The organism is Azospirillum picis (assembly GCF_017876115.1).
GTDB classification, from domain to species: domain Bacteria; phylum Pseudomonadota; class Alphaproteobacteria; order Azospirillales; family Azospirillaceae; genus Azospirillum; species Azospirillum picis.
The window spans coordinates 96,563-111,127 of the sequence record NZ_JAGINO010000002.1; the positions used below are offsets into that span (position 1 = coordinate 96,563).

Below are 14,565 nucleotides of genomic sequence, written 5' to 3' on the forward strand. Positions count from 1 at the left end.
GCGGCGATGCCCCGACTGGAGTCATGGTTAACCCCAACTATGCCTTTCTCCATACGCGTTCATACGGTTCGCCTGAGGGCCGCTTCGCCCCTGCCGCCGCCCGGACGCTGGAGAGTTTGAGATGATTTCGTTCACGAAGGTCGCCGACCGCCTTCTCGGCAACATGCGCATCGGCCGGAAAATGGCCCTGGCGTTGTCTGTCCCGATGGCAGGCGTTCTCGTGCTCTCCTCGCTGCTGGTCTGGGACCAGTACGGCGCCAGCCGGCGTGCGGGCGACCTGGAAGCCGCCACGCGCCTGTCGGTCGGCATGACCGACCTCGTGCACGAGCTGCAGAAGGAGCGCGGCTCCTCCTCGATCTATCTCGGTGCCGGACGGCCGGAGGACCGGACACGGATGGAAGCGGCACGCGCCGGGTCGGATGCCAGGCTGTCGGCGCTGGCGGTGCAGTTCGATGCCGTGCACTTCCGCGATGCCCGCCTGCAGGGGACGATGGACGACGCGCGCGCGTCGCTGTCCCAACTGGAGGCCCTGCGTGCAGGCGTCGCCGGCATGACCCAGTCGCCGCTTGAGGTGGTGAAGAGCTACACCGGCCTGATCCGCAAGCTGCTGGACGCCGCCGGTCAGGCGCGGACGATGTCCGACGACAGTAGCCAGCGGCGCGCTGCGGACGCCATGGTCGCGCTTTCGGAGGCGAAGGAACGGCTGGGCCAGCAGCGCGCCGTCGGCGGCGCCGCCTTCCGCCAGGATCGCTTTCCCGCGGACGCGCACGAGCGCTTCATCGAATTGACCGGCGAGTACAAGGCCCTGATGACAGGGCTGCGGGCAAAGTTGACCGACGACGAAGCCGGCTTCTACGACCGTACCGTCACCGGCGGGGCCGTGGAGGATGTCGAGGGGATGAGGCGCGTCGGCGTCGCGTCGGCGTACGGCGCCGGAAACCGGGGGATGGACGCCGCCCGATGGTTCGACGGCGTCACCACCCTCATCGACATGCTGCGGACGGTCGAGACGCGGGTGGCCGGCGACCTGATCGACCTTGCCCGCCGTGACGCCCGGGGCTCCATGATGCGGCTGACCGGCGTCGTCGTCGGGGTCCTGCTGCTGCTGGCCGTCATGACACTCACCGCCATGCTGGTCGCCCGCAACACCACCCGTCCGATCGCCCGGCTGAACGCCGACATGGCGCGGATGGAGCATGGCGAGCGGGACCTCGCCATCGCCGGTGCCGAACGCGCCGACGAGCTGGGTGCCATGGCGCGCAGTCTGGACGGCTTCCGCCGCGGCCTTGCCGACGCCGACCGCCTGGCCGCGGAACAGCGGCGGCACCAGGAAGACCGCTTGCGCGAGGCCGAGCGGCTGGAACGGCTGGTGGCCGATTTCGACCGCCATATCGAGGAGACGGCCGAACGCCTTGCCGGTGCCGCTTCGGGCCTGCGCGGCAATGCCGAGCGGATGAGCCGCATCGCCTCGGACACCGAGGGCCATGTGCTGTCGGTCGCCCACGCGTCGGAAGGCGCATCCGACAACGTCCAGGCGGTCGCCGCCGCCTCGGAGGAACTGACCGCCTCGATCGCCGAGATCGGGCGGCAGATGGCGGAATCGACCGGGATGGCGCAGAAGGCGGTCGGCGACGTCCGTCGCACCGCCGGCGTGATCGCCGATCTCAGTGCCGCAGCCGGACAGGTCGGGGAGATCGTGCGGATGATCACCGAGATCGCCGGCCAGACCAACCTGCTGGCCCTCAACGCCACCATCGAAGCGGCCCGCGCCGGCGAGATGGGCAAGGGCTTCGCCGTGGTTGCGGGCGAGGTGAAGACCCTCGCCAACCAGACCGCCAGGGCGACCGAGGACATCACCGCCAAGGTCGCGGAAATCCAGGCGGCAACCGGCCTGACCGTGGAGGCGATCGACGGCATCGGCGCCGTCGTCGCGCGGATCGAGGAGAACATCTCCGCCGTCGCCGCCGCGGTGGAGGAGCAGAACGCAGCCACCGCCGAGATCGGCCGCAACGTCCGTCAGGCCGCCGACGGCACCGGCGAGGTTTCGCACAGCGCCGGCGTGGTCGGTACACAGGCGGGACGGACGGGCACGATGGCCAAGGAGGTGCTCGCCATGGCCGAGGCGCTGAAGCACGACGCGGACGCCCTGCGCCGCGACGTCACCACCTTCATCGGACAAATCCGGGCGGCCTGACCCGCCCCGCCCTCCTCCTTAATTCGCGCCGGCGCGCCGGCTTGGCGGAAGACAAGCGCCCCCGGAGGCGGTTACGCTCGGCACCCGCAAGCCGGCGGACCAACCGCCCATGGAGGAAACGCAAAGATGCCGCAACCCGATCACGTCATGGCCCTTCCCCTGCCCGAGACGCCGGACCTGGACGCCGACATGGCGGCGCTGTTCGACAAATGCACGGAGAAGCTCGGCTTCGTCCCCAACGTGCTGCGCGCCTACAGCCTGCGCCCGAAGAAGCTCCGCAACTTCGCCATGCTCTACAACGAGCTGATGCTGGGCGAGAGCGGGCTCAGCAAGCTGGAACGCGAGATGATCGCCGTCGTCGTATCGTCGGCGAACCACTGCTACTACTGCCTCGTCGCCCATGGCCAGGCGGTCCGCAAGCTGTCCGGCGACCCGGAACTGGGCGAGATGCTGGTCGCCAACTACCGCGTGGCGCCGCTGGAGCCGCGCCAGCGCGCCATGCTCGATTTCGCCTGGAAGCTCACCAAGGAGCCGATGTCGGTCGGCGAGTCGGACCGCGAGGCGCTGAGGGCCGCGGGGTTCACGGCCGAGGACATCTTCGACATCGCCGACACCGTGGGCTTCTACAACATGTCGAACCGCGTGGCGACCGCGGTGGACATGCTTCCCAACCGCGAGTACCACAAACTCGACCGCTGAGCCGGCCGGAGGCCGCGCACAGCGTGCCTCCGAGAATGGAGCCCGGGGCGGCACCACAGCATGCAGGGTTGGAATCATGAGGATTGTCCGATTCTTCGTCCGCCTGTTCGCCGTCATCGGCTTCCTGATGGTGGCGGGTGCAGTGGCGGCGGCCGTGTTCGCCGTCCGCCATCAGCCCACCCTGCCCGACGCCGTGGTGCTTGACCTCGACCTGACCAAATCGCTGGCCGAGAGCGACAGCGGCCGGCTGAGCGGCCTGCTGGAGCATCAGTCCAGCCTGCGCGAGGTGCTGGACGCGCTGGACCGCGGCCGGCGCGACCCGCGGGTCAAGGGCGTGCTCGCCCGCTTCGGCGACGACAGCATCGGCTTCGCCCAGGCGCAGGAACTGCGCGGCGCCATCGAGCGCTTCCGCGCCTCCGGGCGCTTCGCCGTCGCCTTCGCCGAGGAGTATGGCGGGGCCGGAGCGGGCAACAAGTCCTACCTGCTGGCCAGCGCCTTCGACGATGTCTGGCTGCAGCCGCTGGGAACCGTCGGCATCACCGGCCTGGCGGCCGAGCTTCCCTTTGCCGCCGACGCCTTCAGCCAGTTCGGCGTCCAGCCGCAGTTCCTGCAGCGGGAGGAATACAAGAGCTTCGCCGAGACCTTCACCAAGTCCGGCATGACGCCGGCCAACCGCGAGATGATGGAGGCGCTGGTCGGCGACCTCACCAACCAACTGGTGGACGGCATCGCCAAGAGCCGCCGCCTCGCCCCGGCAGCGGTGCGCGCGGCGATCGACAAGGCCCCCCTGCTCTCCCAGGAGGCGCTGGCCCAGAAGTTCATCGACCATGTCGGCTACGCCGACGAGGCGCACGACGCGGCGCTGGCGCGCGCCGGTGCCGGGGCGGAGGCCGTCGACCCGGCCGCGTATGTGGCCGTCGCCGGCGGACCGAACAACGAGGGGCCGACCATCGCGCTCATCCATGCCGTCGGCACGATCACCGGCGGCAAGAGCGGCAAGCCGGCGCTGGGCGGGGTCTCCGCCGGCTCGGAAACCATCGTCGAGGCGATCGAGCAGGCGGCCGACGACCCCGAGGTCCGGGCCATCCTGTTCCGCATCGACAGCGGCGGCGGGTCGGTTTCCGCCTCGGAGGCGATCCGGCGGGCTCTGGTCAAGGCTCGGCAGAAGGGAAAGCCAGTGATCGCCAGCATGGGCGACGCGGCGGCCTCGGGCGGCTACTGGATCGCGCTGGCCGGCGACCGCATCGTCGCCTCGCCCGCCACCATCACCGGGTCGATCGGCGTCGTTGCCGGCAAGTTCGGCCTCGCCGGGCTGTCCGACAAGCTGGGCGTCCACTGGGACCGGGTGCAGAGCGGCCGGAACGCCGGCATGTGGTCGCCGCTGCGCGGGTTCGACGACAGCGCCATGGAGCGGCTGAACGCCGTCATCGACGAAACCTACGCCGCCTTCCTGCAACGGGTGGCAGAGGCGCGGCGCCTGTCGCCGGAGCAGGCGCGCGGCGTCGCCAAGGGGCGGGTGTGGACGGGCGCCCAGGCGCGCGAGCTGGGGCTGGTCGACGAGGTCGGCGGGCAGGAGCAGGCCCTGGCACTGGCCCGCACCGCGGCCGGCCTCGCCCCCGATGCCCAGGTGACGCTCGCCCCGTACCCTCCGCCCAAGTCATTGACCGAGCAGGTGATGGAACTGCTGTCGGACAAGGGCGAACTGGTCGGCGCGCTCGCCGCGCTGGCGGAGTTGCGGCCGCTGCTGGCCGATCTCGGGCCGCTGCTGGCCGCCGCGCCACGGGACGGGGTACAGGCGCGGATGCCGGGAATCTCGCTCGACCGTTAGGAGCGCATCGCGCCGGGCGCGGAGGGGACATTCCGTCCGAAGCGGCGCAACGGGCTTGCGTGGAGCGGTTCGGGGTCTATGGTGGGGCCGCTTCCGCAGCCCCGTTCGCAGCCCATAACGGCCGAGACGCCTGACCATGCCCGACACCGCAGCGCGTGATGCCCTTCCGCCGGTCTTCAGTCACCAGGAAATCCTGCGCGTGTTCAGCGGGGTCGCCCTGGCGATGCTGATGGCGGCGATGGACCAGACCATCGTGGCCACCGCCCTGCCGACGATGGCGAGCCAGTTCGGCGGGCTGGACATGCTGCCCTGGGTGGTCACCGCCTACCTGCTGACATCGACCACCACGACGCCGATCTACGGCAAGCTGTCGGACCTGTTCGGCCGCAAGCGGGTGCTGCAGGTCGCCATCCTGCTGTTCCTGGCGGGCTCGGTGCTGTGCGCGATGGCGCAGAGCATGACCCAGCTCATCCTGTTCCGCGGGCTGCAGGGGCTGGGTGGCGGCGGGCTGATGTCGCTGGCCTTCACCATCATCGGCGACGTCGTCGCCCCGCGCGAGCGCGGCCGTTACCAGGGCATGATCGGCGGGGTCTTCGCGCTGGCCAGCGTCGCCGGGCCGCTGCTGGGCGGCGTCTTCACCGAGACGGTCGGCTGGCACTGGATCTTCCTGATCAACCTTCCGCTCGGAGCCGCCGCGCTGGCGATGACGCGCAGCACCCTGTCGCGGCTGCCCGCCGGCCGGACCAAGCCGCGGATCGACGTGCCGGGCGCGGCCCTGCTGACCGGCGCCGTGACCTGCCTGCTGATCGTCGCCACCCGCGGCGGCGCCATGGGGTGGAGCAGCCCGCTCTCCCTCGGCCTCCTTGGGGCCGGGCTCGCCATGCTCGCGGTCTTCCTGTGGCACGAACGGCGGACCGACGAGCCGATCCTGCCGCTGCACCTGTTCCGCCGCCCGGTGGTGGCGGTGGCGACCCCGGTGGTGGCTGTCTCGGCGATGGTGCTGTTCGCCGGCATCGTCTATCTGCCGCTGCATCTCCAGCTCGTCCGCGGGACCAGCGCGACGGTGTCCGGCCTGCTGCTTCTGCCGCTGGTGCTCGGCATGACCTTCGGCTCGGTCGGCGGCGGGCGCCTGATCGCCCGGACCGGCCGCTACAAGGTGTTCCCCCTCGCCGGGCTGGCGTTGGCCGGCGTGATGTACGCCCTTCTGGGCGCCCTCCCCGACGTGGCCGGCAACGGGTTGTGGTCGACGCTGATCCTGGTGCCGCTGGGCATGGGGCTGGGCCTGGTGATGCCGGTGATGACCGTGGCGGTTCAGAATGCGGTGGAGCAGCGCGACCTGGGGGCGGCCACCGCGGCGGTCGGCTTCTTCCGCTCGCTCGGCGGTTCGATCGGCGTCGCGGTGTTCGGCGCCGTCTTCAACGCCGTGGTGTCGGACAGCCTGGAGAATGCCGGCCTGTCCGGCCGCGCCGTGCTGGAACATGGCGCCGCGGCCCTCGCCGGCCTCGCGCCGGCCGCCCGCGCCGGCGTGACGGCGACGCTGGAGCACGGGTTCGCCATCCTGTTCCTGCTGGCGGCGGCGCTGGCGGCGGTGTCCTTCGTCATGACGCTGTTCCTGAAGGAGCTGCCGTTGCGCTCGACCCGCCGGCAGCAAGGCGAGTCCGCCGCGGTGCCGGCGGCGGAGGCCTGATCGCCGCCGCTACGAACTGGGGAAGTGGCGGCGCTCCCCCAGCTTGTCCTCGATGTAGAGCAGGTTGACCAGCACCATCACGGTGACCGCGATCGGCGTCGCCAGGAACATGCCCAGGATGCCGAACAGGACGCCGCCGGCGGCGATGGCCCCGATGGTGACGACCGGCGGCAGATCGACCACGCGCTTCTGCAGCAGCGGCGTCACCAGATTCCCCTCGATCTGCTGGATCACCAGATAGAGACCGGCCACCCACAAGGCGTCCTGCGGCGACTGGGCGAAGGCGATCATCACCGCCGGCACCGCCGCGAGGAAGGGGCCGACCAGCGGAATGAACTCCATCAGCGCCGCGATCATGCCCAGCGCCGGCGCCGACGGGATGCCGAGGATCCAGAGCCCGGCCGTGATCAGCAGCCCGACGACAGCCATGGCGACGAGCTGCCCGATCAGCCATTTCCACAGCGCCTCGCCGGTGACGTCCATCACCTCGCGCGCACGGTCCTGGCCGGCCGGCGGCACCAGCAGCACGACGCCCCGGCGGTAGACGCCCGGTGAAGCCGCCAGGTAGAGCGCGGCGAACATCACCACCACGAGGTCGCCGACCATGTAGGCCAGCCCCGAGGCGAAGGAGCTGAGGCTCGACATCCAGGGCCAGTTGCGCGACTGCTCCGTGACGCGCTCCCGCCAGCTATCGGGAAGCGCACCGACCGCGGTGGTGATCTGCTCGCGCAGTTGGTCGACCTGCGAGGCGATCGACTGCCCCATCAGGAATCCGCCGCCGCCGATCAGCAAGACCAGCAGCAGGAGCACGATCGCCAGGGCCCAGCCGTGCCCGAGCCCGGTAAAGCGCGAGACATAGCCGGTCAGCCGCTGCAGCAGGATGGCGAACAGCACGCCGGTGAAGATCAGAAGCAGCGTGCCGGAAACGCGCCAGAGGAACAGGGCCAACGCCGCCACGCCGGCAACGATCAGAACCTTCCAGGTGAAAACCGCCAGCTCGCGCCGGGGCGCAGGTTCGGATGCCGGAGTTCCGATTGCCGTGCGGCCAGGTGTTGCCATGCCTCGATGCTCCCTCTCTCTTGCCGTTTGCCGGCAGGTCAGAAGGTGAACGCACGGAAGGCGTGGACGTTGCGAAGGTCAGTGAGGCTAGATCGTCGGCGATAGTCCGAAGATGAGAATGGAAGTTTCCCAGGCCGGAACCATATCCTTTTCTGACGCCAAGGAGTCATTCTCGCTGATGTCACTTGAAAAAGCCCGCCGCCCCCGGCGGGCTTTCTTTTGCCCCCAAGCTTGAGCTTGGCCATTGCGCAAGAGCGCATGGCGGGTTTCTGCAAGGGAACTCCAACCTCTTGGTTTCACCGGGATTCACGGAACGGACAACCCCGCTTTAACCGGTCACGCTCTTGAGCGTGATCGTTTAAAGCGGTATCGCTTGAAACGTGAATCACACCGAAAACCAAAAGCTTAAAGTCTGTCTGGTGCTTCAATAAGCACCAGACAGACTCTAGCGCCGCGCCTCCGGCGGAAACACCAGGCTGACGCGCAGGCCGGGTTGGTTGTCACCCAGCTCCAACCGGGCGCCGTGCAGCGTCGCCACGGCATCGACGAGGCTCAGCCCGAGCCCGTTGCCGGGCGAGGCACGGGCGGCGTCGAGGCGGACGAAGCGTTGCAGCACCTTTTCGCGCATGTCCGGAGGAATGCCGGGGCCACTGTCGGCCACGTCGATGCAGGCTGCCCGTCCCGGAGCCGGACCGTCCAGCAGCAGGCTGATGGTCCCGCCTTCCGGCGTATACTTGATCGCGTTGTCCAGCAGGTTCGATACCGCCTGCGCCAGCAGTTGGCCATTGCCGTTCACCACCGGCCGTGAGCGGATCTCGACCGACAGGCGCTGCCCGCGCTCCTCCGCCACCGGCTCGTAGAGGTCGGCGGCGAGCCCGACCACCTCCGCCAGTTCCACCGGCTCGAAATCCTGCCGCTTGGCGCCGGACTCCGCCTCGGCGATCGACAGCAGGGCGGTGAAGGTGGCGAGCAGCCGGTCGGCCTCGGCGATGGTGTCCTGCAGCACGGTCCGGTAGACCTCCGGATCCTCGGTTTCGTGCAGCAGCGCCAGTTCGATGCGGGAGCGCAGGCGGGTCAGGGGCGTGCGCAGGTCGTGGGCAACGCTGTCGGTCACCTGACGCATGCCGGTCATCAGCCGTTCGATCCGGTCCAGCATGGCGTTGAGGTTGCCGGCGAGCCGGTCCATCTCGTCACCGCCGCCGAAGCGCGGCACCCGGTCGCTGAGGTCGCCGCCCATGATCTGGCGGGTGGTCCGGTTGATCGCCTCGATCCGCCGCATGGCGCCCCGGCTCATCAGCAGCCCGCCGCCCAGCCCCAGCAGGGCCGTGGAGCCCAGGATCCATCCGAGGGAGCGGAACATCCGCGTGCGCAACTGGTCGATCTCGCTCATGTCGCGGCCGACCAGCAGGCGGAACTGCCCGGGCAGGGTGAAGGTGACGGCCTGCGCCGTCGACGGGCGATCGTTCACCCCGCCATAGTCCGCGACCTTGAAATGGGTCCAGCCGCTGGCGCTCGGCACCGCCGCGGGCCAGCCCGACAGGTTCCCGGCCAGGATCGCCCCGGCCGGCGTGGTCAGCAGGTAGACCGAGTTGTTGTTGGCGACCGCGCTGCGGGTGCGCACGACCTCGACCAGCCCGCCCAGCCCGTAGCTGCGGTAATGGTCCTGCAGGCCGGCCACCTCCAGCGCGATCGTCTCGCCGATCTCCTGCTCCAGGAATCCGGCGGTGGTGCGGTAGACGACCCCCAGGATCAGGCCCACCGACAGCACGAACATCGCCAGATAGAGCAGCGCCAGCCGGAACGCCGTGGTGCGCACCAGCCGCAGGCCGGCCGTCACGAAGGCGTGCGGACCACCGCCATGGACCTCGCCCCTCGTCACGAACCGCAACCTCTCCGGTGAAAGCGCCTGGCACCGTCCCCGGCCACGCATGGCCGGCCGGCGCACCCGGGCATGGGGCGGCTCACGCCTCGGCCGTGCGCAGGCTGTATCCGGCACCGCGCACGGTATGGATCAGCGCCGTAGGGAAGTCCTTGTCGATCTTCTGGCGCAGCCTGGCAATGTGGACGTCGATCACATTGGTCTGGGGGTCGAAATGATAGTCCCAGACATTCTCCAGCATCATGGTGCGCGTCACCACGCTGCCGGCATTGCGCATGAGATACTCCAGCAGCGAGAACTCGCGCGGCAGCAGGTCGATCGGCTTGCCGGCACGCTTGACGTTGCGCGAGAGCAGGTCGAGTTCCAGGTCACCCACCACCAGCCGGGTCTGCGGCTGGGCGGCACCCCGACGGCGCACCAGCACCTCGATGCGGGCCAGCAACTCGGAAAAGGCGAAGGGCTTGGTCAGGTAGTCGTCGCCGCCGGCCTTCAGGCCCTTCACCCGGTCATCGACACTGCCCAGAGCCGAAAGGAACAGCACCGGCGTGTCGTTGCCGGCGGCCCGCAGCACCTGGACCAGCGACAAGCCGTCCCGGCCGGGCAGCATGCGGTCGACGATCATCACGTCGTAATGCTCCGCCCCGGCCAGGAACAGGCCTTCCTTCCCGTCATTGGCGACATCCACCACATGCCCAGCCTCCTTCAGCCCCTTGGCAAGGTAACTGGCGGCTTGGCGATCATCTTCGATGACGAGGATCTTCATGAGCACGAGTTTAGCCTCCCGGAACCGCCCGGCCAAGAGCCCCCTCTCCGCGTGGCGGAAAAGGGACCCGACGGCCGGGTCCCATTGCCGCCGGTCACGCCTTCAGCTTCAGCGCGACGAAGGATTCGTTGCCCTGGCGGTTGATCAGCATCAGCACGGCGCTGCGGCCGGCCTTCTCGGCCTCGGCCACCTGCTGGCGAACGTCGGCCGGGTTCTTCACCGTGGTGTCGCCCACCCGCTCGATCACGTCGCCGGGACGGATCGGAACGTCGGCCCCCGATGCCAGCCCGGTCACCACCACGCCGTGGACATCGTCGCCGACGCCGAGCCGCTTGCGCTCGGCGGCGCCCAGCGGCGCCAGCTTCAGCCCCTTGACGGGGGCGGCCTCGCCATGCTCGGCCGGTGCGGTGTCGGCGGAGGCGACGGCGGTCTGCTCGGACAGCTTGTCGATGCGGACCGCGACGGTCTTCTCGCGCCCCTCGCGCAGGACCTTGACGTCGACGGTGTTGCCGGCCTTGGTCTCCGCCACGCCGCGGGTCAGGTCGCGCAGGGTCTCGACCGGCTTGCCGTCATAGGACAACACGACGTCCCCCTGCTTCAGGCCGGCGCGCTGGGCCGGGCTGTCGGCGGTGACGTCCGCCACCAGGGCGCCCTTTGCCGCAGGCAGGCCGACGCTGTCCGCGATATCGGGCGTGACCTCCTGGATCTTCACGCCCAGCCAGCCGCGTTCGACCTTGCCGTTGTCCTTGAGCTGGGCCACCACCTCCTTGGCGAGGTTGGAGGGAATGGCGAAGCCGATGCCGACGGAACCGCCGTTGGGCGAGTAGATCGCCGTGTTGATGCCGATGACATGGCCGGACAGGTCGAAGGTCGGGCCACCCGAGTTGCCGCGGTTGATGGCGGCATCGAGCTGGAAATAGTCGTCGTACGGGCCGCTGTGGATGTCGCGCCCGCGGGCCGAGACGATGCCCTTGGTCACGGTGCCGCCCAGACCGAACGGGTTGCCGACCGCCATTACCCAGTCGCCGACCCGTGTCTTCGAGCTGTCGGCCCAGTCGACGTAGGGCAGCGGCTTGTCCGACTTGACCTTCAGCAGCGCGATGTCGGTCTTGGCGTCGCGTCCGACCAGGGTCGCCGGCATGCTGGCGCCGTCATGCAGGGTCACGGTGATCTCACTGGCGCCGTCGATGACGTGGTTGTTGGTCACGACATAGCCGGCCGGGTCGATGATGAAGCCGGAGCCCAGCGCCCCGACCTTGCCGCGCGGCGCCCGGTCCTGATCCTGGTCGTCGGGCTGGCCGCCATTCTGGTTCATCTGATCCTGGAACTGGCGGAAGAACTCCTCGAAGGGCGAGCCCGGCGGGAAGGGAAGGTTCGGCACGCCCTTGGCCCGCGGTTCGGCCTTGGCCTCCTGCGTGGCGGCGATGTTGACGACGGCCGGCGTCACCTTGTCGGCGAGGTCGGCGAAACTGGCCGGCGTGTCCTGCACCATGGCGACGGCCGGCGGAGGTGCGCTGTTCTGTGCCTGCGACGCTGCCCAACCGGCCAAGGCCGGTGCCGTCAACACGGTGGAGCCCAGCAGCAGGGCAGCCACGGTCCGCCGCAGGCGGTTCGGACGGGTCGAGGTCTCGGACGAGGGGTGGGTGGTCATTCTCGGGCACTCCATGCGGTCGATCTGGGCAGTCGATTTGGGCAGTCGATCTGGCGACGGGCCGGGGGTGACCGGCGGCTTCGGATGCCCCGCATCACCCCTCGGGTGTAGACGGCAATCTAGGAAGTGCCCGCTCACCGGTGCCTTGCGACGGGATGAAAGAATTTTCAGGGAAGCCGCGGCCGGGCCTACTCGCCGAACAGATGCAGCACGATCTCCCGCCGGTGCGGCCTGGCACGATGTTCGAACAGGTAGACGCCCTGCCAGGTACCGAGCGCCGGCGCGCCGTCCATCACGGGAATCGAGAGGCTGACGCCGGTCAGGGCCGACCTTATGTGGGCGGGCATGTCGTCCGGTCCCTCGGCGGTGTGGTCGTAGAGCGACTGGGTTTCGGGCACCAGGCGACGGAAAAAGCGCAGCAGGTCGGCCTGGACGTCGGGATCGGCATTCTCCTGGATGGTCAGGGATGCCGAGGTGTGGCGGCAGAAGACCGTCAGCAGCCCCGTCTCCAGCCCCTGCCCGGCCACCCAGCGGCGGATCGGCACCGTCACCTCGACCAGGCCAGCGCCGCTGGTCTCGATTACGAGCGTGGTGGCGGCTTGTCGCATCGATTCGCTTCCTTTCCTGATTTCCCTGGCTTGGCTGCGCGGTTGCGCCATACCAGATGAACGAACCCGTCCGGGGATCGGACCGACGGACGGCTGACGAGGAGATGGCGGCTCATGGACATCACCGGCACGCACAGCATTCCGGGACCGCGCGACCGCGTCTTTGCGTCGCTGTGCGACCCGGCGGTGCTGATGCGATGCATCCCCGTGCTGGAAGAGATGGAGCGGCTGTCGCCCACCGACTATACCGCCCGCGTTCGCGCGACCGTCGGCCCGCTCAAGGCCCGCTTCTCCGGCAAGCTGAAACTGGAGCCGCAGGACGGTGCCCATCGCTACCGCCTGGTCGCGCAAGGCAACGGCGGCCTGGCCGGTGCCGTGAAGGGCGAAGCCCTGGTGGTCCTGGAGGAATCCGGCGACGGGCACACGCTCCTGAACTACAGCCTGTCGGTGGCGCTCGGCGGCGCCGTCGGCCGGCTGGCGGTGAAGCTGGTGCAGGCCAAGACCGACCGGGTGCTGGCCGCCTTCTTCGAACGCTTCACCGCCGAGCTTGCGGATGGCCCGTGATGCGGCGGAATGCCGCAGACTTTCAGCCGATCCACGGCCTTCGCAGGTGCAGCAGGATGGGTCAGGATAGCGGGGTCGTCGGGCCGTCATATGATGGAGATGCCCAGTGGACTGCTCCCTCCCCGCCACCTGCGGCCAAGCGGCAGGAACGGCCGATGCGACGCCTGGCGACGGCCCCGCCCTCGACGCCATGATCTTCGCCCGGATCCTGCAGATCGCCTCCACCGACCCTGACCGCAGCCTGCCGAAGGCGCTTGCCTTGCCGAAGGCGGACCTGGCGGAACTGGCGGCCAGACATGTCCCGCAACTCGTGGCGGCCGTGGCCGCCCTGCCGGATTGCGCCGACGACGGCGAACCGGACGACGAGGCCATCGAGGAGGCGGACCTGCGCGACCTGCTGGTCGAGCATGGTGCCCGCGGCGCGGCGGAGGAGCGCTGGCTTGCCGCCATCCTTGCCCGGCGGTCCCTGGAGCCGAACCACCTCTGGCAGGACATGGGCTTCCACCACCGCGGCGAACTGAACGCCATGTTCCGTCGCCATTTCCCGGCGCTGGTGGCGTTGAACGCCGGCGACATGAAATGGAAGAAGTTCTTCTATCGCCAGCTTTGCGAACGCGAGGGGCTGATGCTGTGCAAGTCCCCCAACTGCGAGGTGTGCGACGACGTCGGGGTCTGTTTCGGCGAGGAATCCGGCGATCCGTTGGCCACCTTGTCCAGGCTGTCTCGCGGGGCGGCGGGATGAGGCCACATCGGCGCGTCCCCGGCAGAACTGGGTGGCCAGCCTCCGTCAGCGCGGTTGGGCACCCAAATCCTCGAAAGCCAGCCCGTCGTCGGTCCGGCGGAAACGGCCCTTGCCGTTGACCGTCAGCGGCGGCTGCCCTGGTTGCGGCACGAAGGTGGCGGCATAATAGCAGTCATACTGCCCGCCGGCGTCCTGCCCCGTGGCACGGCCACCCTTCGGTTTGGCCTCGACGCAGCCCTGCTTGCGGAAGCCGTCGAAGGCGCGGAAGCCAGCAGTCCCCTGCCGGTCGAGCACCTTTCGGGTGTGCGCCTCGACCAGGCGTCGCATATCGGCTTCGGACGGCTCACCCGAGCAGGCGGTGAGCGTCAGGGCGGCGGCCAGAACAAGCGGGACGCGGGCGGCCGATCTCACCGCTCCCCCAGCAACCGGTCGACACGCTCCTTCAGCGCGGCGAAGGACGGCGGCTTGACCACGAATCCGTTGACGCCCAGTGCCATCGCCTGCTTCACGACCTCGGATTCGGTGTGATTGGTGAGGAAGACCACCGGCGCGCGGGGGTTGGCGGCCTCGGTGCTGGCACGCAGCCGTGCCAGGAACTGCAGGCCGGAAACCGGCTTCATGTCGATGTCGCAGACGATCAGGTCCGGGTTCACGCGAATGCACTCCCGCATCGCCGTCTCGCCATCCTCGGCTTCGGCCACCGCGCGGAAGCCGATCTGCCCCAGGACCTGCACGATGGTGCGGCGGACGAAAGGCTGGTCCTCCACCACGAGGATACGGTGCTGGGTGTAGTCGATCGCCTGCATGGTCCTTCCCGATCCCGGTTCGCCATGCCTCACTGATACCGCCCGCCCCGACCGCCGGCAATCGCCGGACGGTTACAGGGCGATG

General features: G+C 69.4%; 13 protein-coding genes. 6 read left to right on the forward strand and 7 right to left on the reverse strand.

What is annotated here, in order from left to right; genetic code table 11:
• Positions 1-121 precede the first annotated feature (121 nt).
• The 4 genes from J2850_RS02860 to J2850_RS02875 all read left to right on the forward strand — a co-directional run bounded on the left by J2850_RS02860 (position 122) and on the right by J2850_RS02875 (position 6,408).
• Positions 122-2,194, forward strand: coding sequence for a methyl-accepting chemotaxis protein (locus J2850_RS02860; RefSeq protein WP_209978600.1), 2,073 nt, complete (start codon positions 122-124; stop codon positions 2,192-2,194).
• A 126-nt stretch (positions 2,195-2,320) separates the two neighbouring features.
• Positions 2,321-2,893, forward strand: a complete 573-nt coding sequence (locus J2850_RS02865) for a peroxidase-related enzyme (RefSeq protein ID WP_209978602.1) — start codon at positions 2,321-2,323, stop codon at positions 2,891-2,893.
• A 76-nt stretch (positions 2,894-2,969) separates the two neighbouring features.
• A complete protein-coding gene (sppA, locus tag J2850_RS02870) occupies positions 2,970-4,721 on the forward strand; it encodes a signal peptide peptidase SppA (RefSeq protein ID WP_209978604.1) in 1,752 nt (583 codons plus the stop codon).
• Between the two features lie 136 nt (positions 4,722-4,857).
• The gene (locus tag J2850_RS02875) at positions 4,858-6,408 is read left to right on the forward strand and encodes an MDR family MFS transporter (protein ID WP_209978607.1); all 1,551 of its coding nucleotides are present in this window, start codon (positions 4,858-4,860) and stop codon (positions 6,406-6,408) included.
• Between the two features lie 9 nt (positions 6,409-6,417).
• On the opposite strand, the gene J2850_RS02880 is transcribed toward J2850_RS02875, so the two are convergent.
• The 5 genes from J2850_RS02880 to J2850_RS02900 all read right to left on the reverse strand — a co-directional run bounded on the left by J2850_RS02880 (position 6,418) and on the right by J2850_RS02900 (position 12,368).
• Complete coding sequence (locus J2850_RS02880) at positions 6,418-7,467, reverse strand: AI-2E family transporter (RefSeq protein ID WP_209978609.1); 1,050 nt, start codon at positions 7,465-7,467, stop codon at positions 6,418-6,420.
• A gap of 445 nt (positions 7,468-7,912) precedes the next feature.
• A complete protein-coding gene (locus J2850_RS02885) occupies positions 7,913-9,346 on the reverse strand; it encodes a sensor histidine kinase (protein WP_209978611.1) in 1,434 nt (477 codons plus the stop codon).
• 82 nt (positions 9,347-9,428) lie between these two features.
• Positions 9,429-10,109, reverse strand: coding sequence for a winged helix-turn-helix domain-containing protein (locus J2850_RS02890; RefSeq protein WP_209979335.1), 681 nt, complete (start codon positions 10,107-10,109; stop codon positions 9,429-9,431).
• Between the two features lie 94 nt (positions 10,110-10,203).
• Positions 10,204-11,760 (reverse strand): DegQ family serine endoprotease, encoded by a 1,557-nt coding sequence (locus tag J2850_RS02895; RefSeq protein WP_209978613.1) that lies wholly within the window; start codon positions 11,758-11,760, stop codon positions 10,204-10,206.
• 188 nt (positions 11,761-11,948) lie between these two features.
• Positions 11,949-12,368: a secondary thiamine-phosphate synthase enzyme YjbQ gene (locus tag J2850_RS02900; protein WP_209978615.1), complete on the reverse strand. Its 420-nt coding sequence runs from the start codon at positions 12,366-12,368 to the stop codon at positions 11,949-11,951.
• Positions 12,369-12,482: 114 nt separating this feature from the next.
• Here J2850_RS02900 and J2850_RS02905 point away from each other — a divergent pair, with 114 nt between their 5' ends.
• Together J2850_RS02905 and J2850_RS02910 are read left to right on the forward strand one after the other, a co-directional pair.
• Positions 12,483-12,932, forward strand: coding sequence for an SRPBCC family protein (locus J2850_RS02905; protein ID WP_209978617.1), 450 nt, complete (start codon positions 12,483-12,485; stop codon positions 12,930-12,932).
• Between the two features lie 106 nt (positions 12,933-13,038).
• Positions 13,039-13,674: a nitrogen fixation protein NifQ gene (locus J2850_RS02910; protein ID WP_307353845.1), complete on the forward strand. Its 636-nt coding sequence runs from the start codon at positions 13,039-13,041 to the stop codon at positions 13,672-13,674.
• Positions 13,675-13,719: 45 nt separating this feature from the next.
• Here the strand turns inward: J2850_RS02910 and J2850_RS02915 are convergent, their stop codons facing one another.
• Both J2850_RS02915 and J2850_RS02920 read right to left on the reverse strand, forming a co-directional pair.
• Positions 13,720-14,085 (reverse strand): hypothetical protein, encoded by a 366-nt coding sequence (locus J2850_RS02915; protein ID WP_209978619.1) that lies wholly within the window; start codon positions 14,083-14,085, stop codon positions 13,720-13,722.
• The gene (locus J2850_RS02920; protein WP_209978621.1) at positions 14,082-14,480 is read right to left on the reverse strand and encodes a response regulator; all 399 of its coding nucleotides are present in this window, start codon (positions 14,478-14,480) and stop codon (positions 14,082-14,084) included. Before J2850_RS02920 ends, J2850_RS02915 begins: the two co-directional genes overlap by 4 nt.
• Positions 14,481-14,565 lie beyond the last annotated feature (85 nt).

Excerpts from the sequence above, each read along its gene's own strand:
- J2850_RS02905 (WP_209978617.1), top strand. The coding sequence starts at position 12,483 with ATGGACATCACCGGCACGCACAGCATTCCGGGACCGCGCGACCGCGTC.
- J2850_RS02880 (WP_209978609.1), bottom strand. The coding sequence starts at position 7,467 with ATGGCAACACCTGGCCGCACGGCAATCGGAACTCCGGCATCCGAACCT.
- J2850_RS02860 (WP_209978600.1), top strand. The coding sequence starts at position 122 with ATGATTTCGTTCACGAAGGTCGCCGACCGCCTTCTCGGCAACATGCGC.
- J2850_RS02900 (WP_209978615.1), bottom strand. The coding sequence starts at position 12,368 with ATGCGACAAGCCGCCACCACGCTCGTAATCGAGACCAGCGGCGCTGGC.
- J2850_RS02920 (WP_209978621.1), bottom strand. The coding sequence starts at position 14,480 with ATGCAGGCGATCGACTACACCCAGCACCGTATCCTCGTGGTGGAGGAC.
- J2850_RS02895 (WP_209978613.1), bottom strand. The coding sequence starts at position 11,760 with ATGACCACCCACCCCTCGTCCGAGACCTCGACCCGTCCGAACCGCCTG.
- J2850_RS02875 (WP_209978607.1), top strand. The coding sequence starts at position 4,858 with ATGCCCGACACCGCAGCGCGTGATGCCCTTCCGCCGGTCTTCAGTCAC.
- J2850_RS02890 (WP_209979335.1), bottom strand. The coding sequence starts at position 10,109 with ATGAAGATCCTCGTCATCGAAGATGATCGCCAAGCCGCCAGTTACCTT.
- J2850_RS02865 (WP_209978602.1), top strand. The coding sequence starts at position 2,321 with ATGCCGCAACCCGATCACGTCATGGCCCTTCCCCTGCCCGAGACGCCG.
- sppA (WP_209978604.1), top strand. The coding sequence starts at position 2,970 with ATGAGGATTGTCCGATTCTTCGTCCGCCTGTTCGCCGTCATCGGCTTC.